This window comes from Enterobacter sp. JBIWA005, from assembly GCF_019968805.1.
In the GTDB taxonomy this organism is placed as follows: Bacteria; Pseudomonadota; Gammaproteobacteria; order Enterobacterales; family Enterobacteriaceae; genus Enterobacter; species Enterobacter vonholyi.
In genome coordinates, this window is the sequence record NZ_CP074159.1 from 4,369,108 (window position 1) to 4,387,175 (window position 18,068).

Below are 18,068 nucleotides of genomic sequence, written 5' to 3' on the forward strand. Positions count from 1 at the left end.
GACAGCACAAAAATGTGCATCCATTCTGCTCCGTTCGAACCTCAGGTAAGAAATGACTCTTCCTTAAAGCATAGCCAACGCTCTAGATGACTCCTGATAAAAAATAAGACATACGCGTGTTACTCCATGTAGTACGCAAAAAAAAGGGGTGAAAATCACCCCCGGTAGTTAACAAATTATTACGCCAGCTGGCGCAGCATGCGGCGCAGCGGCTCGGCGGCGCCCCACAGGAGCTGGTCGCCGACGGTGAACGCAGAGAGATACTCCGGCCCCATGTTCAGCTTGCGCAGACGGCCAACCGGCGTGGTCAGCGTGCCGGTAACGGCAGCCGGGGTCAGCTCGCGCATGGTGATATCACGATCGTTTGGCACCACTTTCGCCCACGGGTTATGCGCGGCCAGCAGCTCTTCCACGGTCGGAATAGACACATCTTTTTTCAGTTTAATGGTGAAGGCCTGGCTGTGGCAGCGCAGCGCGCCGATACGCACGCACAGACCGTCAACCGGAATGGTGTTCGCGGTCGCGAGGATTTTGTTGGTCTCAGCCTGGCCCTTCCACTCTTCGCGGGTCTGGCCGTTATCCAGCTGTTTGTCGATCCACGGGATCAGACCGCCGGCCAGCGGTACGCCAAAGTTATCCACCGGCAGCTCGCCGCTGCGGGTCAGCTGGGTGACCTTACGCTCGATATCCAGAATAGCGGATGCCGGGTTTGCCAGCTCGGTCGCAACGCTCTGGTGCAGCTGGCCCATCTGGGTCAGCAGCTCGCGCATATGGCGCGCGCCGCCGCCGGACGCGGCCTGGTAGGTCGCCACGGAGACCCACTCCACCAGATCCTGAGCGAACAGGCCGCCGAGGGACATCAGCATCAGGCTGACGGTGCAGTTGCCGCCAACAAAAGTTTTTACGCCGTTGTTCAGGCCATCGGTGATCACGCCCTGGTTCACCGGGTCGAGAATAATGATGGCATCATCTTTCATGCGCAGCGAAGAAGCCGCGTCAATCCAGTAGCCCTGCCAACCGCTTTCACGCAGCTTTGGATAGATTTCGTTGGTATAATCGCCGCCCTGGCACGTCACAATAATGTCGAGTGCCTTCAGCGCTTCCAGATCGTAAGCATCCTGCAACGTGCCTGTGGTACCACCAAAGGACGGAGCAGCCTGGCCGAGCTGGGAAGTGGAGAAGAAGACCGGGCGGATAGCGTCGAAATCGCGCTCTTCAACCATGCGTTGCATGAGTACAGAGCCGACCATACCGCGCCAGCCGATAAAACCAACGTTTTTCATAGCATTTTTTTCCTGCTGAGGGTGTGTGCTGATTGTGCAAGCCAGTATTGAACTGGGATATGCTTCACATTACAAAATGCTACCAAAGTCGCAAGCGAAATTAATCGATGATTGCCCGGCAATCAGAAAAAGCGCTAATCATCGAAATAACACTACTAAGTATCAGGGATAATTTAAAGATGAGTGAAATCATTTCCGCGGCGGTTTTATTGATCCTGATTATGGATCCACTGGGTAACCTGCCGATCTTCATGTCGGTGCTGAAGCACACCGAACCGAAGCGCCGCCGTGCGATCATGATCCGCGAGCTGCTCATCGCCCTGCTGGTGATGTTTATCTTCCTGTTTGCGGGTGAAAAAATCCTCGCATTCCTGAACCTGCGCGCCGAAACCGTGTCAATTTCCGGCGGGATTATTCTTTTCCTGATTGCGATTAAGATGATTTTCCCAAGCGCGGAAGGCAGCAGCAGCGGCCTGCCTGCGGGTGAAGAGCCGTTTATTGTGCCGCTGGCGATTCCCCTCGTTGCCGGGCCGACCATTCTGGCCACGCTGATGCTGCTGTCGCACCAGTATCCGAACCAGATGAGCCATCTGGTCATTGCCCTGCTGATTGCCTGGGGCGGAACGTTTATTATCCTACTGCAGTCATCCCTGTTCCTGCGCCTGCTGGGCGAAAAAGGGGTAAACGCGCTGGAGCGCCTGATGGGGCTGATTCTGGTAATGATGGCAACGCAGATGTTCCTGGACGGCATTCGGGCGTGGATGAAGGGATGACTTTCTCCCTCTCCCTGTGGGAGAGGGCCGGGGTGAGGGTATCAGGCCGCAGAGGCGCCCACTCAACCCTTACGAATCAAATACCGGTACGGCAGCGTTTCCGTCTGCTGTGCCACCAGCTCATGCTCCATAAAGGTACAAAAACCGGGAATATCGCGCGTGGTGGCCGGGTCGTCGGCAACGATCAGCAGCGTTTCACCGGTCTGCATGTTGCGCACGGTTTTACGTACCATCATTACCGGTTCCGGGCAGCGAAGGCCCTGGGCATCAAGAGTGTGGTCTGGGCTGGAAAACAGGTCGGTCATGATCTTCTCGGTCTGATAAAAACGGCTGTAGTTTACGCCCGGTTGCGATCAATGCAAACCAGGTTAACGATTGCGTAAAAACTAACCATTGCAATGTCCTGACAAAGCAGTATCATGCTGCGGTTTTTATTGGGTTCCCTCACCCCAACGTATAAAAAGGTCACATTATGACGCAGTTTTCTGAATCTCAGCGCGTAAAAGCGTTGTTCTGGCTTTCGCTTTTCCATTTGCTGGTGATCACCTCCAGCAACTATCTGGTGCAGCTCCCGATCTCCATCTTTGGTTTCCATACCACCTGGGGCGCGTTTAGTTTCCCGTTTATTTTCCTCGCGACGGATTTGACCGTGCGTATTTTTGGCGCACCGCTGGCTCGCCGTATTATTTTTTCGGTCATGCTCCCGGCGCTGTTCATCTCGTACGTGATTTCGTCTCTGTTTTATATGGGAAGCTGGCAGGGCTTTGAGGCGTTAACCCACTTCAACCTGTTCGTTGCCCGTATCGCCGCGGCAAGCTTTATGGCCTACGCGCTGGGGCAGATCCTCGACGTGCATGTGTTTAACCGCCTGCGTCAGAATCATCGCTGGTGGATGGCGCCAACCGCCTCCACGCTGTTCGGTAACGTGAGCGATACGCTGGCCTTCTTCTTCATCGCCTTCTGGCGCAGCCCGGATGCGTTCATGGCCGAGCACTGGATGGAAATCGCGCTGGTGGACTACTGCTTCAAGGTCCTCATCAGCATTGTTTTCTTCCTGCCGATGTACGGCGTGCTGCTCAATATGCTGCTGAAAAGGCTGGCAGATAAATCTGAAATCACAGCATTGCAGGCTGGTTAAGGGTTCGCTTTATCAGTTGTGATAAGATGAGCGAATGAGCCGTTATGGCCGTTTATCGAAAGGAAGAAGTCAATGCGCAATCTGGTTAAATATGTCGGGATTGGCCTGCTGGTTGTGGGTCTTGCAGCCTGTGATAACAGCGACACGAAAACGCCTGCTCAGGGCACATCCGCAGAAAGCAATGCGACCGGCCAGCCGGTGAATCTGATGGATGGCAAACTCAGTTTCTCTCTGCCAGCCGATATGACTGACCAGAGCGGCAAGCTGGGCACCCAGGCGAACAACATGCACGTTTACTCCGACGCAACCGGGCAGAAAGCGGTCATTGTGATTGTGGGCGACGACACCAGCGAAGACCTGGCCGTCCTGTCCAAACGTCTTGAAGATCAGCAGCGCGGACGCGACCCACAGCTTCAGGTCGTGACCAATAAATCCATCGAGCTGAAAGGCCATAAGCTGCAGCAGCTCGATAGCATCATCTCCGCAAAAGGCCAGACCGCTTACTCCTCTGTCGTGCTGGGCAAGGTCGATAACAAACTGCTGACCCTGCAGATCACCCTGCCAGCGGAAGATCAGCAGAAAGCGCAGACAGCCGCTGAAAACATCATTAACACCATCGTGATCCAGTAACGCCTCACGACGATGACGTGGCCTCCGGTGCCTGCACCGGGGGCCATTTTTTTAGTCGCCACGTCAGCAGAAGCGCAATAACAACCAGACCCGCCGCGGCAAGATAGATCACCGGCACGCCTGCCCAGGCCATCACCAGCCCCGCCAGCGGGCCGGTAATGCCTAAAGACATATCCATGAATACCGTATAGGTCGCCAGCGCCGCCCCCTGATTCTGCTGCGGCACGGCTTTTACCGCCACCACGCCCAGCGCCGGGAAGACCAGGGAAAAGCCAGCCCCCGCGAGGAACACGCCCACTTTGGCGACCCACGGCACCATCGCAATTCCGGTCAGCAGCAGCCCGACAATCTCTATCGCAAAGCAGATCATCGCCACATTCAGCCCGCCGAGACGGTTGATGCCGTTAGGGAAAAGCAGGCGGGCACCTACAAACGCACAGCTAAACAGGGTTAACGCAAAGGCCGCGCCGTCCCAGCCTTTGGCGTCGTAAAACAGGGTGATGAAGGTCGCAATTACGCCAAAGCCGGTGGTTGCCAGCGCCAGGGCCATGCCGTACGGCCAGACGCGCCCCAGCACCGCCCGAAACGGCAGCGGCTTGCCTTTGCTGGCCTTTACTTTCGGACGCGGCAGCGCAAAGAGAATTGCCAGCAGCGCGACCGCCATAATGGTGATAGACAGCCCATACAGCCCGCCAAGCGCATAGCAGGCCACGCCGAGCGGCGCCCCGAGCGCCATTGCCCCGTAGGTGACAATCCCGTTCCAGGAGATCACCCGGCCAATGTGCGGCGCACCTACCACCCCCACGCCCCAGAGCGTCGAGCCGGTTCCCGCCAGGCTTTGCCCGATGCCAAGAATGACGCGGCCCAGGCAGAGCAGCGCCAGGCTGACCAGCGGCCAGTGGCTGGTTGCGGCAGCCAGCAGGTAGCTCAGACCACTGAGGAAACAGCCGCATAAACCCACCACCACAATGCTTTTTGGACCGAACAGGTCCGCGTAGCGCCCGGCATGGGGGCGACTCAGAAGCGTGGCGAAATACTGCAGGCTGATGACCAGCCCCGCCCAGAAGGCGCTGAAGCCCATCACGTCATGGACATAGCCCGGCAGGACCGCCAGCGGCAGGCCAATGGTCAGATAGCTGGCAAAGTTGAAAATCACAACGGAAACGATGCGCAGATTGAGGCGCAATCCGCTCAGTGCCGGTTCAGCGGCAGGTTCGGGCATGGGGTTTTACCTGGATTTTTTACAACCGTGTTTCACTATTACCACGGCGCAATAAGAAAATCAGCACCGACTTTCAGATTAACGGCTCCAGACGAAGCGAAGCCCGGGCACTACACTTACCGGGTCATCATATTAAGGAACACGCATGATCGCTAACCCGTCCGACAAAGCAGGACTTCACATCTTATTAAAACTCGCCTGTCTGGTGGTTATCCTTGCGGGTATTCATGCTGCCGCCGACATTATTGTTCAGCTCCTGCTGGCGCTCTTTTTTGCCATTGTGCTTAATCCTCTGGTCACCTGGTTTTTACGTCGGGGCGTCAGCCGCCCGGTAGCCATCACCATTGTGGTTATTGTTATGCTGATTGGCCTGACGGCGCTCTTCGGCGTACTGGCGGCATCGCTGAGCGAATTCTCCACCATGCTGCCACAGTACAACAAAGAGCTGACGCGTAAGATTGTCGCGCTGCAGGAGATGGTACCCTTTCTTAATCTGCATATTTCACCCGAACGGATGCTGCGCAGAATGGACTCCGAGAAGGTCATGACCTACGCCACCACGTTGATGACGGGGCTTTCCGGCGCGATGGCCAGCATTCTGCTGCTGGTCATGACGGTAGTGTTTATGCTGTTCGAAGTCCGCCACGTTCCCTATAAGCTGCGCTTTGCACTGAACAACCCACAAATTCACATTGCCGGATTACACCGGGCACTGAAGGGCGTCTCAAAATATCTGGCGCTGAAAACGCTTCTGAGCGTCTGGACCGGGGTCATTGTCTGGCTGGGGCTGATGCTGATGGACGTGCAGTTCGCGCTGATGTGGGGCGTGCTGGCATTTCTGCTGAACTACGTGCCGAATATTGGCGCGGTGCTTTCCGCCGTGCCGCCGATGATTCAGGCGTTTCTGTTCAACGGTTTCTACGAATGCATGCTGGTCGGCGCGCTGTTCCTCGTCGTGCATATGGTGCTGGGCAATATTCTTGAACCGCGCATGATGGGACACCGTCTGGGCATGTCGACGCTGGTGGTATTTTTATCCTTACTGATTTGGGGATGGCTGCTGGGCCCGGTCGGTATGCTGCTGTCGGTCCCCCTGACCAGTGTATGTAAAATCTGGATGGAAACCACCAAAGGCGGCAGCAAGCTGGCGATCCTGCTCGGTCCGGGGAGGCCGAAAAGCCGATTACCCGGATAACCGACCTACCTGTACAGGTAGGTTTAAACCATCAGTAATACACCGTAAATTACCGCGTCCTTAATCCGTCGCGGTATTTTATTTGCGTTAAGGCGATATTCACCCTGTTTTATTTACGTCGTGCGCATTACGCTCAAACGCAATTTATGATTTAACGCAAATTATAAAAAATGAAATAGTTACTTATTTTCCATGTTATTATTTCCGTCTTCGCTTCATCGTAATGCAAACATTAATATTGATTAAAAATACGCCTGGCGCCAACGGATAGCCGGATGAATATTATTTGTAAAAACCACTACCTTTAATTGTTAATATTGATATGGAGTTGTTGATGAAAAAGATCGTTAAATGGTGTGCTGCTGCCGTATTCGTTGGCGCACTGGCTGGCTGTGCGCGTACCGCCCCAATCGCTCAGGTTCACTCTATTGTAAGCGCGGGTCATACTGCCGATCAGGTAAAAACGGCAATTTTGAAAGCAGGCCAAAAACGTGACTGGATCATGACGGAAGCGGGCCCGGGAATGATTAAGGGGCGTCTGCAGTCGCGCGATCACTCGGTCCAGGTGAGTATTCCGTATACGGCAACAAGCTATTCAATCAACTATGAAAACAGCCTTAATCTGAAAGCGGCAGACGGTAAAATTCACAAAAATTATAACCGCTGGGTGAATAACCTCGACCACGATATTCAGCTGAACCTCTCCGCAGGCGCCACGCTGTAATATTTTTCTAAAGTCGGGCCGCGTATGGCCCGATAACCTCTCTTTATTATCCTCAAAGGTTACGTAGTAATGTACGAAAAGGACCCACTCAGCGCACTGGATGCCATTACCGAAGCGCAACGCATCGCTTTTGCCCCGATGTTATTCCAGACTGCGCTTTGTCTGCGTAACTCAGGCGTTCTCGCCTGGCTCGATAAACAAGGGAAAGAAGGTGCCAGCCTTGAGGAAATAACAGAACACAGCACGCTAGGTAGCTATGGTGTCAGCGTACTGCTGGATATGGGATTAAGCGGTCGAATCGTAACCCAACAGCATGGACGTTATTTCCTGGCGAAAGTGGGCCATTTTTTACTGCACGACGAAATGACCCGCGTAAATATGGATTTCACCCAGGACGTTTGTTACCAGGGGCTATTTCACCTGGCGGACGCCCTGCAGGAAGAAAAACCTGCCGGATTAGCCGTGTTTGGCAACTGGCCAACCATCTACCCGGCTTTATCCCAATTACCTGCTCCGGCGAAGGATAGCTGGTTCGCCTTTGATCATTACTATTCTGACGCCGCTTTTGACGCGGCTTTGCCATATATATTCGCAAGCTCGCCGACAAAATTGTACGATGTGGGCGGAAATACGGGTAAATGGTCGTTACGCTGCTGCCGCTATGACGAAAATGTTGCCGTGACGATCCTCGATCTGCCGCAGCAGATAGCGCTGGCGCAGGAAAACATCGCAAAAGCAGGTTTTTCTCATCGTATTGCATTCCATGCTGTCGATATGCTTAGCCCAGCAACATTGCCGGGTGACGCCGACGTCTGGTGGATGAGCCAGTTCCTGGATTGTTTCTCTCCGGATCAGATTGTCGCCATGCTGACGCGCGTCGCACAGGCCATGAAGCCAGGCGCACGTTTGTGCATCATGGAGCTTTTCTGGGATGCTCAGAAATTTGAAGCAGCCTCTTTCAGCCTGAATGCCACCTCGCTCTATTTCACCTGTATGGCGAATGGCAATAGCCGGTTTTACAGCGTAGAAAAGTTTTATCACTACCTGGAGAGCGCAGGTTTCAGCGTTGAACAGCGGCTGGACAACCTTGGGGTCGGTCATACCCTGCTGATATGCACCAAACGTGAACAATAGAGCAGCTTAGCTGCCCGGGTGGCCCAGTCTGCCTTTTGAATACGGTTTTTTTCGCGGACGCGCGTAGATGAAATTTTCACTGAACATTATCGACTGGCAGGCCAGAGCCCCAGGACTCAGCGATGCCACAGAGTGGCAGGCGTGGTCTCGCCTGCAGCTGGCCGTCGATCCAGCTGCCCCGCTTCCCCGGTTGACCGCTTTACCTATGATGACCGCGCGCCGCCTCAATTCAGGCAGTAAGCTGGCGGTGGATATTGGTCTTGCCATGCTGCAAAACCACGCCATTGATGCCGTCGTCTATTCCAGCCGCCACGGCGAGCTGGAGCGCAACTACCGTATTCTGCATGCTCTGGCAACCGGCCAGTCCGTATCGCCCACCGACTTCGCCATGTCCGTGCACAACTCGGCGGTGGGCAATCTCACGATTACCGCACGCCAGCCCATCGTCTCGTCATCCATTTCTGCCGGGCTGGACACCTTCCAGCAGGCTTTATGTGAAGTGCTAAGCCTGCTGCATGCCGGCTACTCCCGCGTCTTGCTGGTCGATTTTGACGGCGCGCTGCCGGAATTTTACCATCCGGCGTTACCGCAGCAGATGCCCACCTGGCCCTACGCGCTGGCGCTGGTCATTGAATCCGGCCAGGAATTGCAGTGTGAAACCCACAGCGGCAGCACGGGTGAAGAACCCGCCCTGCCGCAAAGCCTGATGTTCCTGCAGCGCTATCTCAGCGAGGAACGTCAGTTTGTAGTGCCCGGCGAACGTTTGCTGTGGCAATGGACGCGCGCATGAACCACCTGGCTGCCCGTATCAACTGGTTATGGCGTCTGGTGATGACCGGATTCTGCTTCGCGCTGTTTGGCGTGGGCGGACTGCTGCTGTCGCTGGTCTGGTTCAACCTGCTGCTGATCGTCCAGCGCGACCGCGCCAACCGTCGCCGTCTAGCGCGTCGCAGCATTGCGGCCAGCTTCCGTTTCTTCCTGACCGTTGCGCGCGGCCTCGGGGTACTGGACTATCGCATTCACAATCTTGACGCGCTGCGCAGCGATCGGGGTTGTCTGGTGGTAGCTAACCACCCCACGTTAATTGACTACGTGATCCTGGCGTCGGTGATGCCAGAAACCGACTGTCTGGTGAAGAGCGCGCTGCTGCGTAATCCCTTTGTCAGCGGCGTCATCCGCGCGGCGGATTACCTGATTAACAGCGAAGCCGAGCCCCTGCTCGCGGCCAGCCAGCAGCGTCTGGCTCAGGGCGACACGCTTTTGATCTTCCCGGAAGGCACGCGAACCCGGTTTGGCGAGGCTATCTCCCTCCAGCGCGGCGCGGCTAATATCGCCGTGCGCTGTAACAGCGATCTGCGGGTGGTGCTGATCCACTGTAGCGAACATCTGCTGGATAAAAAAAGTCACTGGTATGATGTACCGCCAGAAAAACCTGTTTTCACCGTGGATGTCCGCGACCGCGTGAACATCGACGAATTTTACGATGCAAATGAACAAGAACCGGCGCTGGCGGCAAGGCAGTTAAACCGGCATCTGGAGCATCGATTAACATCAGGCCTTCAATCTTTGTCAGGAATTAATGATGCAAGCGCTTTATCTTGAAATTAAGAATCTCATTATCACCACGCTGAATCTGGACGAGCTTACCGCAGAGGATATTGATACCGATGCCGCGCTGTTTGGCGATGGGCTGGGTCTGGACTCCATTGACGCGCTGGAACTGGGTCTGGCCGTGAAAAACCAGTATGGCGTGGTGCTTTCTGCCGAAAGCGAAGAGATGCGCCAGCACTTCTTTTCCGTCGCCACGCTGGCGTCCTTTATCAACGCTCAACGCGCCTGAGATGTGAACGATGACTGAACAAGAAACCATTTATCAGGAAGTCTGCGGCCTTCTGACCAAGCTCTTTGAAATCGACCCGCAGGACATTACGCCCGAAGCCCGTCTTTATGAAGACCTGGAGCTGGACAGCATTGACGCGGTGGACATGATCGTTCACCTGCAGAAAAAAACCGGTAAGAAAATCAAGCCGGAAACCTTCAAATCGGTTCGTACCGTTCAGGATGTGGTAGACGCCGTCGAACAGCTTCTGCGCGAAGAGTAAGACGTCGTGCGTGGTGGACGGACGTTCCCGCTCATCCCACTGCTGACGGGTCTGATGCTGCTGGCGTGGCCCTTCCTGATTGGATTTGGGCTGACGCACAACAGCCTGCAGTGGCTGTTGCCGGTGATGGCGCTGATGTTGCTGCTGCGGCTGCGTCAGGCACAGCGGAACCGTGGCCCGATGCGGTATGTGGTGCAGTGCGTGGCGCTCGCGGGCATTGCGCTCTGCGCGGCAAGCTACCTGCTGAAAACCCACCAGTGGCTGCTGTTCTACCCGGTGGTCGTCAACCTTGTGATGCTGGCCGTGTTTGGCGGTTCGCTGTGGACCGCGATGCCGCTGGTCGAACGGCTGGCGCGCTTGCGCGAGCCAGATTTGCCCCCGGAGGGCGTGCGCTATACCCGCAGGGTGACCCTCGTCTGGTGCGGCTTTTTCATCGGAAACGGCGCAATGGCGCTGTTCACCGTTCTCCACGGCGACCTGCATCTGTGGACGCTGTGGAACGGTATGGTGGCTTATATCCTGATGGGAACGCTGATGGTGACCGAGTGGCTGGTCCGCCAGCGGGTGATAAAAAAAGAGATGCACAATGACTAACCCCCTTCCGCTGGGCCAGTGGTTAAACGCCCCGCGCCCTGACGACATGCCCGTTGCCTGGCTTGACGATCGTACCTGGACGCTGGGCCAGCTGCGCCACGACGTGACCTTGCTGGTTGACATCCTGCGTCAGCAGGAAGGCGAGCGCTGGGCGCTGTGCTTTGAAAACAGCTATCTGTTTATCGTTGCGCTGCTGGCCTCGCTGCATGCCGGTAAAACGCCAGTCATTCCCGGCCATAGCCGCGTCTCGCAGCTTGAAGAACAGCAGTCGTTGTTTAGCGGCGTCCTGAGCGACAGGACTCTCGATTTCCATGGCAAGCTGATTGTGGTGGCCTCCAGCCATCAGACTGCTCGCCACTGGACGCCCCTGCCGGACATTGACGAAAGCCGCTTTGTTGAACTGTTCACCTCCGGCTCCACGGGGACGCCGCGTCGGGTGATTAAGCACATCGTCAGTCTGGATCGCGAAGCCCGTCTGCTGGCTGACCGCTTCGGCGAGCGTCTGACTGGCTGTAGCGTTGTCGCCTCGGTCGTACCGCAACATCTGTACGGCCTGACCTTCCGTATCGTCTTGCCGATGGCGCTGGGCCTGCCGCTGCATGCTGCGATGCTCTACTATGCAGAGCAGCTGGCCGCCCTTCCTCATGACAGGCATTACCTGTTCATCAGCAGCCCGGCGTTCCTGAAGCGCCTGGATACGGAGCTGCCCGCGCCGCCCGTCAGAATGCTGATTTCAGCAGGCGGAATGCTGCCCTGGTGCGACGTATCCACCACCGCTGGCTGGCTTAACATCTGGCCGTATGAAATTTATGGCAGTACCGAAACCGGGATCCTCGCCTGGCGCCATCGCCAGCAGGATAACGTGCCGTGGCTCGCGTTCCCCGGCGTTATCTTCCATCAGGAAGATGAAGCCTGTCGCGTCACGTCGCCACTGATCCACGAGGCTGAAGGACTCCAGCTGGACGATATCCTCCACTTCGACAGCGAGGGGCTTTTCAGCATCGCCGGGCGTCGCGGGCGGGTGGTCAAAATTGAAGAAAAGCGCATCTCGCTTAACGAGATCGAACGTCGCCTGCTGGAGCTCGACGGCATTTGCGAAGCGGCGGCGCTGCCGGTCACGCGCGGGGGCCGTCAGGGGATTGGCGCCCTGCTGGTTCTGGACGAAGCGGTTCGCCAGCGCGGGTATATGCAGGATAAAAAAGCGCAGGAGTTCGCCTGGCGTCGCGCCCTGCTGCCGTGGCTTGAGCCGGTCGCCGTTCCACGCTACTGGCGTATTGTCGATGAAATGCCGGTAAACAGTATGAACAAGCGTGTCTATGCGCAGTTAGAGGAGTTATTTCATGAAAATTCATGAAATTGAGCGCCACCAGACACAGCCGGAGAAGCTGGAGATCGTTTTGCATCTCGACGCGGCGCTGTTCTGGTTTCAGGGCCATTTTGCCGTACAGCCGCTGCTGCCCGGCGTTGCGCAGCTTGACTGGGTAATGCACTACGCCACGACGTTACTGGCACCGGGCTACCGCTTTCACAGCATTCAAAACGTGAAGTTCCAGGCACCTCTGCTGCCGGAAACCACGGTGACGCTGATGCTTGAGTGGCATGCTGAACGTCAGATGCTGACCTTCAGCTACCAGCGTCACGCAGGGGCTGAGCGCCATACCGCCAGCAGCGGGAAAATTCGGCTATGTCAGTAACCTTCCGCCCCTGCGTGCTGATCCCGTGCTACAACCACGGCGCCATGATCGCCAGCGTGCTGTCACGTCTCGCGCCGTTCGGCCTGCCGTGCCTGGTGGTGGATGACGGCAGCGACGCAGTCACCCGTCAGGAGCTTGAGCGCCTGGCGGCTGAGCAGCCGCAGATGATGCTGGTCCGTCTGGCGCAAAACGCCGGAAAAGGCTCCGCGGTCATCAGGGGGCTGGAAGAGTGCGCGCGCGCGGGCTATACCCACGCCGTGCAGGTGGACGCGGACGGCCAACACGCCATCGAAGATATCCCCAAACTGCTGGCGCTGGCGGAGCGCCAGCCGGACGCGCTGATTTCCGGCCAGCCCATTTACGATGATTCCATTCCGCGCTCGCGACTCTACGGGCGCTGGATAACACACGTCTGGGTCTGGATTGAGACCTTATCCCTGCAGCTTAAAGACAGCATGTGCGGCTTTCGGGTCTACCCGGTCTCGCCCACGCTGCGGCTGGCAGCGCGTGAAACGCTCGGTAAACGGATGGACTTTGACACCGAAGTGATGGTCCGTCTTTACTGGCAGGGCAACACCAGCGTCTTTTTGCCCACCCGCGTCACTTACCCACAGGACGGCTTGTCCCACTTCGATGCGTTAAAAGATAACGTGCGGATCTCCCTGATGCATACCCGACTCTTCTTCGGCATGCTGCCCCGCATGCCCGGCCTGCTTTTCCGTCGACGCCGCCAGCACTGGGCGCAGCAGGACGAGGTCAAGGGTCTGTGGGGGATGCGCCTGATGCTGCGCGTCTGGAAACTGCTGGGTCGGCGGGCCTTTACCGTGCTGCTGTGGCCGGTGATCGGCGTGTACTGGCTTATCGCACGTCCCGCACGGCAGGCCTCGCGGCAGTGGATTGGAAGGGTCAAGCAAGAACTGCATAAGCGGAACATGCCCGTTCCCTCACGGCTCAACAGCTTTTTCCATTTTATGCGCTTCGGCAACGCGATGCTGGATAAGGTCGCCAGCTGGCGCGGCGAGCTGAAGTTTGATCGCGACGTGGTCTTTGCCGCCGGCGCGAGCGAAACGCTTAATATCGCGGCGCCGCAGGGCAAGCTGCTGCTGGCCTCGCATCTTGGCGACGTAGAAGCCTGCCGGGCTCTGGCCCAGCTGGACGGCAGCAAAATTATCACCGCCCTGGTCTTCAGCGAGAACGCCCAGCGCTTTAAGCAGATCATGAGCGAAATGGCGCCCGAGGCCAGCGTGAATTTGATGTCGGTCACCGACATCGGCCCGGACACCGCGATTGCCATCAAAGAGAAGCTTGAGCGGGGAGAGTGGGTCGCGATTGTGGGCGATCGCATCGCGGTGAATCCGCAGCGTGGCGGCGAGTGGCGGGTGATCTGGAGTACGTTTATGGGCCAGCCAGCGCCGTTCCCACAGGGGCCATTTATCCTGGCCTCCATCCTGCGCTGCCCGGTGGTGCTGATTTTTGCCCTGCGCCAGCAGGGTAAGCTCGTCCTGCACTGTGAACCGTTTGCAGATCCGCTGCGCCTGCCGCGCGGTGAACGCCAGCAGGCGCTGCAGAATACCGTCGATCGCTACGCGCAGCGGCTGGAGCATTACGCCCTCATGTCGCCGCTCGACTGGTTTAATTTTTTCGATTTCTGGCATCTGCCAGAGTCCAGTGAAAAGGAGTAAAGGGTGCTGACCGATCCCCGCTTTACGACTGAAGTCGAGATCACCGTTCCGTTCCACGACGTCGATATGATGGGCGTGGTCTGGCACGGTAACTATTTCCGCTACTTTGAGATCGCCCGCGAGGCGCTGCTCAATCAGTTTGACTATGGCTATCGCCAGATGAAGGCCTCCGGCTACGTCTGGCCCGTCGTCGACACGCGGGTGAAATACCGCGATGCGGTGACCTTTGAGCAGCGTATTCGCGTCCGCGCGCACGTTGAAGAGTATGAAAACCGCCTGCGCATTGCCTATCAAATTTTCGATGCGCAGACCGGCAAACGCACGACCACCGGGTACACCATCCAGGTGGCGGTGGAAGAAGCCACCCGCGAAATGTGCTTTGTGAGCCCGGCAATACTGTTTGAACGTATGGGAGTAACGCCATGAAATGGTTGCCTTTACTGGCGCTAATCCTCAGCCCGCTGGTCAGCGCCGTGACGCTGGATGAGCTGCAGCAGCGCTTCACCGAGCAGCCCGTGGTGCGCGCGCACTTCGAACAGGTTCGCACGATAAAAGATATGCCGCAGCCGCTGCGCTCGCAGGGCGAAATGCTGATCGCCCGCGACAGCGGCCTGCTGTGGGATCAAAAAGCGCCGTTTCCGATGACGCTGCTGCTGGACGACAAGCGGATGGTTCAGGCAATCAACGGCCAGCCGCCGCAGACCATCACTGCCGACAATAATCCGCAGATGTTCCAGTTCAATCATCTTCTGCGCGCCCTGTTCCAGGCCGACCGCAAGGTGCTGGAAGAGAACTTCCGTATTGATTTTAAAGACCTGGGAGCGGGCCGCTGGTCGCTGGTGCTTACGCCAAAAACGACGCCGCTGGACAAGATTTTCGCCACCCTCGATCTGGGCGGAGCGACCTATCTGGAGACGATTCGCCTCAACGACAAACAGGGCGACCGTACCGATATCGCCCTTTCACGCCACCAACTGACGCCCGCCAGCCTGACCGATGACGAACGCCAACGCTTTGCCGCACCGTAAATCCCTGCGCCCGGCGCTGCTGTGGGCCACGCTATGCCTGATTCTGCTGGGCGTGCTGCTGTCGCTGCTGCCCGGCGCGCGTCTGAACAGCAGCGTGCTGGCCATGCTGCCGAAGCAGACGCTGGGGGCGATCCCGCCGGCGCTCAACGACGGGTTTATGCAGCGTCTCGACCGCCAGCTGGTATGGCTGGTCAGCCCCGGCAAAGAGCCCGATCCGCGCGTGGCGCAGCAGTGGCTGGCGCTGCTTCAAAGCAGCGACGCGCTCAGCGAGGTCAAAGGCCAGATGGACGCCGCCGGGCAAAAGGCCTGGGGAGAGTTCTTCTGGCAGCACCGAAATGGCCTTATCGATCCCGCCACCCGCGCCCGCCTGCAAAACGGCGGAGAAGCACAGGCGCGGTGGATTTTATCTCAGCTCTATTCGGCCTTTTCCGGCGTCAGCGGCAAAGAGCTGCAAAACGATCCCCTGATGCTGATGCGCGGCTCCCAGCTCGCTCTGGCGCAAAACGGCCAGAAGCTGCGGCTGATGGACGGCTGGCTGGTCACAAAAGATGAGGCGGGAAACTACTGGTATCTGCTTCACGGTGAACTGGCGGGCTCGTCGTTTGATATGCAGCAGACCCACCGGCTCGTGACGACGCTTAACGCGCTGCAGGAGACGCTCAAAGCCCGTTACCCGCAGGCACAGCTGCTTTCCCGCGGAACCGTGTTTTACAGCGATTACGCCAGCCAGCAGGCCAAACGCGACGTCTCAACGCTGGGCATCGCCACCCTGCTTGGCGTGTTCCTGCTCATCGTGGCGGTGTTCCGCTCTTTGCGTCCGCTGCTGCTGAGCGTGCTCTCGATTGCCATCGGCGCGCTGGCGGGCACGGTGGTGACGCTGCTGCTCTTTGGCGAGCTGCATCTGATGACGCTGGTAATGAGCATGAGCATCATCGGTATTTCAGCCGACTACACGCTCTACTACCTGACCGAACGGATGGTGCACGGCGCGGAGCTTTCCCCCTGGCAAAGCCTGGACAAAGTTCGCAATGCGCTGCTGATGGCGCTGCTGACGACGGTCGCCGCCTACCTGATTATGATGCTGGCCCCCTTCCCCGGGATCCGCCAGATGGCGGTGTTCGCCGCCGTGGGGCTGAGCGCCTCCTGCCTGACGGTGATTTTCTGGCATCCGTGGCTGTGCCGTGGGTTACCGGTGCGCCCGGTTCCATTTATGGTCCTGATGCTGCGCTGGCTGGCCGCCTGGCGGCGCAGTAAAAAATTGTCCGTTGGTTTGCCCGTCGCGCTGGCGCTGCTCTCCGCCGTGGGGATGAGTGCGCTGAGGGTGGACGACGACATCGCCCAGCTGCAGGCGCTGCCGAAAAATATTCTGGCGCAGGAGAAGGCCATTACCGCCCTGACCGGACAGAGCGTCGATCAGAAATGGTTTGTGGTTCACGGCGCCTCGCCTCAGCAAACGCTGGAGCGGCTGGAAGCCTTTACCCCGGCGCTGGCGGAGGCGCAAAAAGCGGGAGAGATTGTCCGCTGGCGCACCCTGCCGCTGAACTCGCTGGCCCGCCAGAAAAGCGATCTTACGCTTCTACAGAACGCCGCACCTGCGGTAACGAACGTGCTGAAAAGCGCCGGGCTCAACGCCGTCTCCCCGAATCTCGACGCCATGCCGGTCAGCGTGGACGCGTGGCTTAAAAGCCCGGCGAGCGAAGGCTGGCGTCTGCTCTGGCTGACCCTGCCCGATGGGGAAAGCGGCGTGCTCGTGCCGGTGGACGGTGCGAAAAACAGCGCTTACCTCGGTGAGCTAGCCGCGCGCCATGACGGCGTCGTCTGGGTCGATCGCAAAGCCAGCTTTGACAGCCTGTTTGCCCTCTATCGCACGCTGCTGACGGGGCTACTGTTTGCGGCGCTGGCGGTGATTGCCTGCGGGGCGATGCTGCGCCTCGGCTGGCGTAAAGGGCTGATAAGCCTGGTGCCGTCCCTGCTGTCGCTGACCTGCGGGCTGTCGGTCCTGGCCGCAACGGGCCACCCGGTGAATCTGTTTTCACTTCTGGCGCTGGTACTGGTGCTCGGCATTGGCATTAACTACACGCTGTTTTTCAGCAATCCGCGCGGTACGCCGCTCACCTCAATGCTGGCGATTACGCTGGCCATGATGACCACGCTGCTGACGCTGGGCATGCTCGTCTTCAGCGCCACCCAGGCCATCAGCAGCTTTGGTATCGTGCTGGTGAGCGGTATTTTTACCGCCTTCCTGCTGGCGCCGCTGGCGATGCCGGATAAGAAAGAGAGAAAACGTAAATGAACGCTTTTTACCGCGCCGTCGCGCTAACCGCAGCGCTGCTGCTGGCGGGCTGCAGCCATTCGACCGATACCAAAGAGACACGGCCTCAGGCCTGGCTCCAGCCGGGAACCAGAGTGACGCTCCCGCCGCCCGGCATTAGCCCGGCGGTAAGCTCCCAGCAGCTGCTGACCGGCAGCTTTAACGGACAAACGCAGTCCCTGCTGGTGATGCTCAACGCGGATGCGCATAAGGTGACGCTGGCCGGGCTCTCTTCCGTGGGGATCCGTCTGTTCCTGGCGACGTACGATGAGACCGGTATTCATACCGAACAGTCGATCGTTGTGCCGCAGCTGCCGCCCGCAAGCCAGGTGCTGGCGGACGTGATGCTAAGCCACTGGCCGATTAGCGCCTGGCAGCCGCAGTTGCCGAAGGGTTGGACGCTAACGGACAATGGCGATCGACGCGAGCTGCGTAACGCCAGCGGCAAGCTGGTGACGGAGATTGTCTACCTGCAGCGTAAAGGCAAGCGCGAGCCGATCAGCATTGAGCAACACGTATTCAAATACCACATCACCATTCAATATCTGGGTGACTGAG

General features: G+C 57.9%; 21 protein-coding genes. 18 read left to right on the plus strand and 3 right to left on the minus strand.

Annotation, left to right across the window (positions count from 1 at the left end; genetic code table 11):
• Window positions 1–179: 179 nt before the first annotated feature.
• Window positions 180–1,283 carry an aspartate-semialdehyde dehydrogenase gene (gene asd, locus KGP22_RS20830; RefSeq protein WP_033146834.1) on the minus strand — a complete coding sequence of 368 codons (1,104 nt, stop codon included), beginning with the start codon at window positions 1,281–1,283 and terminating at the stop codon, window positions 180–182.
• A gap of 179 nt (window positions 1,284–1,462) precedes the next feature.
• Between asd and yhgN the strand changes: the two genes are divergently transcribed.
• A complete protein-coding gene (gene yhgN / locus KGP22_RS20835) occupies window positions 1,463–2,056 on the plus strand; it encodes an NAAT family transporter YhgN (RefSeq protein WP_003861574.1) in 594 nt (197 codons plus the stop codon).
• Between the two features lie 62 nt (window positions 2,057–2,118).
• Here the strand turns inward: yhgN and tusA are convergent, their stop codons facing one another.
• Window positions 2,119–2,361 carry a sulfurtransferase TusA gene (gene tusA, locus KGP22_RS20840; RefSeq protein ID WP_017693840.1) on the minus strand — a complete coding sequence of 81 codons (243 nt, stop codon included), beginning with the start codon at window positions 2,359–2,361 and terminating at the stop codon, window positions 2,119–2,121.
• A 167-nt stretch (window positions 2,362–2,528) separates the two neighbouring features.
• Here tusA and KGP22_RS20845 point away from each other — a divergent pair, with 167 nt between their 5' ends.
• Both KGP22_RS20845 and KGP22_RS20850 read left to right on the plus strand, forming a co-directional pair.
• A complete protein-coding gene (locus KGP22_RS20845) occupies window positions 2,529–3,194 on the plus strand; it encodes a 7-cyano-7-deazaguanine/7-aminomethyl-7-deazaguanine transporter (RefSeq protein WP_111963750.1) in 666 nt (221 codons plus the stop codon).
• 72 nt (window positions 3,195–3,266) lie between these two features.
• Complete coding sequence (locus KGP22_RS20850; protein WP_111963749.1) at window positions 3,267–3,824, plus strand: DcrB family lipoprotein; 558 nt, start codon at window positions 3,267–3,269, stop codon at window positions 3,822–3,824.
• A gap of 4 nt (window positions 3,825–3,828) precedes the next feature.
• Here the strand turns inward: KGP22_RS20850 and KGP22_RS20855 are convergent, their stop codons facing one another.
• On the minus strand, window positions 3,829–5,046 hold the full coding sequence (locus KGP22_RS20855; protein WP_111963748.1) for an MFS transporter: 1,218 nt from the start codon (window positions 5,044–5,046) through the stop codon (window positions 3,829–3,831).
• Between the two features lie 145 nt (window positions 5,047–5,191).
• Between KGP22_RS20855 and KGP22_RS20860 the strand changes: the two genes are divergently transcribed.
• The 15 genes from KGP22_RS20860 to KGP22_RS20930 all read left to right on the plus strand — a co-directional run bounded on the left by KGP22_RS20860 (window position 5,192) and on the right by KGP22_RS20930 (window position 18,067).
• Entirely contained in the window at window positions 5,192–6,241 is a 1,050-nt protein-coding gene (locus tag KGP22_RS20860) for an AI-2E family transporter (protein WP_023309517.1), read from the plus strand.
• Window positions 6,242–6,575: 334 nt separating this feature from the next.
• Complete coding sequence (locus tag KGP22_RS20865) at window positions 6,576–6,965, plus strand: hypothetical protein (protein WP_111963747.1); 390 nt, start codon at window positions 6,576–6,578, stop codon at window positions 6,963–6,965.
• 69 nt (window positions 6,966–7,034) lie between these two features.
• Window positions 7,035–8,099 (plus strand): class I SAM-dependent methyltransferase, encoded by a 1,065-nt coding sequence (locus KGP22_RS20870; RefSeq protein ID WP_223580665.1) that lies wholly within the window; start codon window positions 7,035–7,037, stop codon window positions 8,097–8,099.
• Window positions 8,100–8,166: 67 nt separating this feature from the next.
• Window positions 8,167–8,889 (plus strand): beta-ketoacyl synthase chain length factor, encoded by a 723-nt coding sequence (locus tag KGP22_RS20875; RefSeq protein WP_149367163.1) that lies wholly within the window; start codon window positions 8,167–8,169, stop codon window positions 8,887–8,889.
• Window positions 8,886–9,701 carry a lysophospholipid acyltransferase family protein gene (locus KGP22_RS20880; RefSeq protein ID WP_133295272.1) on the plus strand — a complete coding sequence of 272 codons (816 nt, stop codon included), beginning with the start codon at window positions 8,886–8,888 and terminating at the stop codon, window positions 9,699–9,701. Before KGP22_RS20875 ends, KGP22_RS20880 begins: the two co-directional genes overlap by 4 nt.
• The gene (locus tag KGP22_RS20885) at window positions 9,682–9,939 is read left to right on the plus strand and encodes a phosphopantetheine-binding protein (protein WP_008503081.1); all 258 of its coding nucleotides are present in this window, start codon (window positions 9,682–9,684) and stop codon (window positions 9,937–9,939) included. Before KGP22_RS20880 ends, KGP22_RS20885 begins: the two co-directional genes overlap by 20 nt.
• Before the next feature lie 10 nt (window positions 9,940–9,949).
• Window positions 9,950–10,201, plus strand: a complete 252-nt coding sequence (locus KGP22_RS20890; protein ID WP_024908875.1) for an acyl carrier protein — start codon at window positions 9,950–9,952, stop codon at window positions 10,199–10,201.
• A 6-nt stretch (window positions 10,202–10,207) separates the two neighbouring features.
• On the plus strand, window positions 10,208–10,795 hold the full coding sequence (locus KGP22_RS20895; protein WP_223580667.1) for a hypothetical protein: 588 nt from the start codon (window positions 10,208–10,210) through the stop codon (window positions 10,793–10,795).
• Window positions 10,788–12,149 (plus strand): AMP-binding protein, encoded by a 1,362-nt coding sequence (locus tag KGP22_RS20900; RefSeq protein WP_223580669.1) that lies wholly within the window; start codon window positions 10,788–10,790, stop codon window positions 12,147–12,149. The genes KGP22_RS20895 and KGP22_RS20900 overlap by 8 nt, the downstream gene beginning before the upstream one ends.
• Complete coding sequence (locus KGP22_RS20905) at window positions 12,136–12,489, plus strand: hydroxymyristoyl-ACP dehydratase (RefSeq protein WP_111963741.1); 354 nt, start codon at window positions 12,136–12,138, stop codon at window positions 12,487–12,489. The genes KGP22_RS20900 and KGP22_RS20905 overlap by 14 nt, the downstream gene beginning before the upstream one ends.
• A complete protein-coding gene (locus KGP22_RS20910; RefSeq protein ID WP_223580671.1) occupies window positions 12,480–14,171 on the plus strand; it encodes a glycosyltransferase family 2 protein in 1,692 nt (563 codons plus the stop codon). The genes KGP22_RS20905 and KGP22_RS20910 overlap by 10 nt, the downstream gene beginning before the upstream one ends.
• A gap of 3 nt (window positions 14,172–14,174) precedes the next feature.
• The gene (locus KGP22_RS20915; RefSeq protein WP_023309526.1) at window positions 14,175–14,597 is read left to right on the plus strand and encodes a thioesterase family protein; all 423 of its coding nucleotides are present in this window, start codon (window positions 14,175–14,177) and stop codon (window positions 14,595–14,597) included.
• On the plus strand, window positions 14,594–15,199 hold the full coding sequence (locus tag KGP22_RS20920; protein ID WP_115876834.1) for an outer membrane lipoprotein carrier protein LolA: 606 nt from the start codon (window positions 14,594–14,596) through the stop codon (window positions 15,197–15,199). Before KGP22_RS20915 ends, KGP22_RS20920 begins: the two co-directional genes overlap by 4 nt.
• Window positions 15,168–17,492 (plus strand): MMPL family transporter, encoded by a 2,325-nt coding sequence (locus tag KGP22_RS20925; RefSeq protein WP_223580673.1) that lies wholly within the window; start codon window positions 15,168–15,170, stop codon window positions 17,490–17,492. The genes KGP22_RS20920 and KGP22_RS20925 overlap by 32 nt, the downstream gene beginning before the upstream one ends.
• Window positions 17,489–18,067, plus strand: coding sequence for a DUF3261 domain-containing protein (locus KGP22_RS20930; RefSeq protein WP_115876832.1), 579 nt, complete (start codon window positions 17,489–17,491; stop codon window positions 18,065–18,067). The genes KGP22_RS20925 and KGP22_RS20930 overlap by 4 nt, the downstream gene beginning before the upstream one ends.
• Window position 18,068: the final 1 nt, after the last annotated feature.

Coding starts and splice junctions, on each gene's coding strand:
- KGP22_RS20875 (WP_149367163.1), top strand. CDS start 8,167: ATGAAATTTTCACTGAACATTATCGACTGGCAGGCCAGAGCCCCAGGA.
- KGP22_RS20850 (WP_111963749.1), top strand. CDS start 3,267: ATGCGCAATCTGGTTAAATATGTCGGGATTGGCCTGCTGGTTGTGGGT.
- KGP22_RS20910 (WP_223580671.1), top strand. CDS start 12,480: ATGTCAGTAACCTTCCGCCCCTGCGTGCTGATCCCGTGCTACAACCAC.
- KGP22_RS20845 (WP_111963750.1), top strand. CDS start 2,529: ATGACGCAGTTTTCTGAATCTCAGCGCGTAAAAGCGTTGTTCTGGCTT.
- KGP22_RS20920 (WP_115876834.1), top strand. CDS start 14,594: ATGAAATGGTTGCCTTTACTGGCGCTAATCCTCAGCCCGCTGGTCAGC.
- KGP22_RS20905 (WP_111963741.1), top strand. CDS start 12,136: ATGAAAATTCATGAAATTGAGCGCCACCAGACACAGCCGGAGAAGCTG.
- KGP22_RS20900 (WP_223580669.1), top strand. CDS start 10,788: ATGACTAACCCCCTTCCGCTGGGCCAGTGGTTAAACGCCCCGCGCCCT.
- yhgN (WP_003861574.1), top strand. CDS start 1,463: ATGAGTGAAATCATTTCCGCGGCGGTTTTATTGATCCTGATTATGGAT.
- KGP22_RS20925 (WP_223580673.1), top strand. CDS start 15,168: ATGACGAACGCCAACGCTTTGCCGCACCGTAAATCCCTGCGCCCGGCG.
- tusA (WP_017693840.1), bottom strand. CDS start 2,361: ATGACCGACCTGTTTTCCAGCCCAGACCACACTCTTGATGCCCAGGGC.
- KGP22_RS20880 (WP_133295272.1), top strand. CDS start 8,886: ATGAACCACCTGGCTGCCCGTATCAACTGGTTATGGCGTCTGGTGATG.
- KGP22_RS20930 (WP_115876832.1), top strand. CDS start 17,489: ATGAACGCTTTTTACCGCGCCGTCGCGCTAACCGCAGCGCTGCTGCTG.
- KGP22_RS20860 (WP_023309517.1), top strand. CDS start 5,192: ATGATCGCTAACCCGTCCGACAAAGCAGGACTTCACATCTTATTAAAA.
- KGP22_RS20855 (WP_111963748.1), bottom strand. CDS start 5,046: ATGCCCGAACCTGCCGCTGAACCGGCACTGAGCGGATTGCGCCTCAAT.
- asd (WP_033146834.1), bottom strand. CDS start 1,283: ATGAAAAACGTTGGTTTTATCGGCTGGCGCGGTATGGTCGGCTCTGTA.
- KGP22_RS20890 (WP_024908875.1), top strand. CDS start 9,950: ATGACTGAACAAGAAACCATTTATCAGGAAGTCTGCGGCCTTCTGACC.
- KGP22_RS20885 (WP_008503081.1), top strand. CDS start 9,682: ATGCAAGCGCTTTATCTTGAAATTAAGAATCTCATTATCACCACGCTG.
- KGP22_RS20865 (WP_111963747.1), top strand. CDS start 6,576: ATGAAAAAGATCGTTAAATGGTGTGCTGCTGCCGTATTCGTTGGCGCA.
- KGP22_RS20870 (WP_223580665.1), top strand. CDS start 7,035: ATGTACGAAAAGGACCCACTCAGCGCACTGGATGCCATTACCGAAGCG.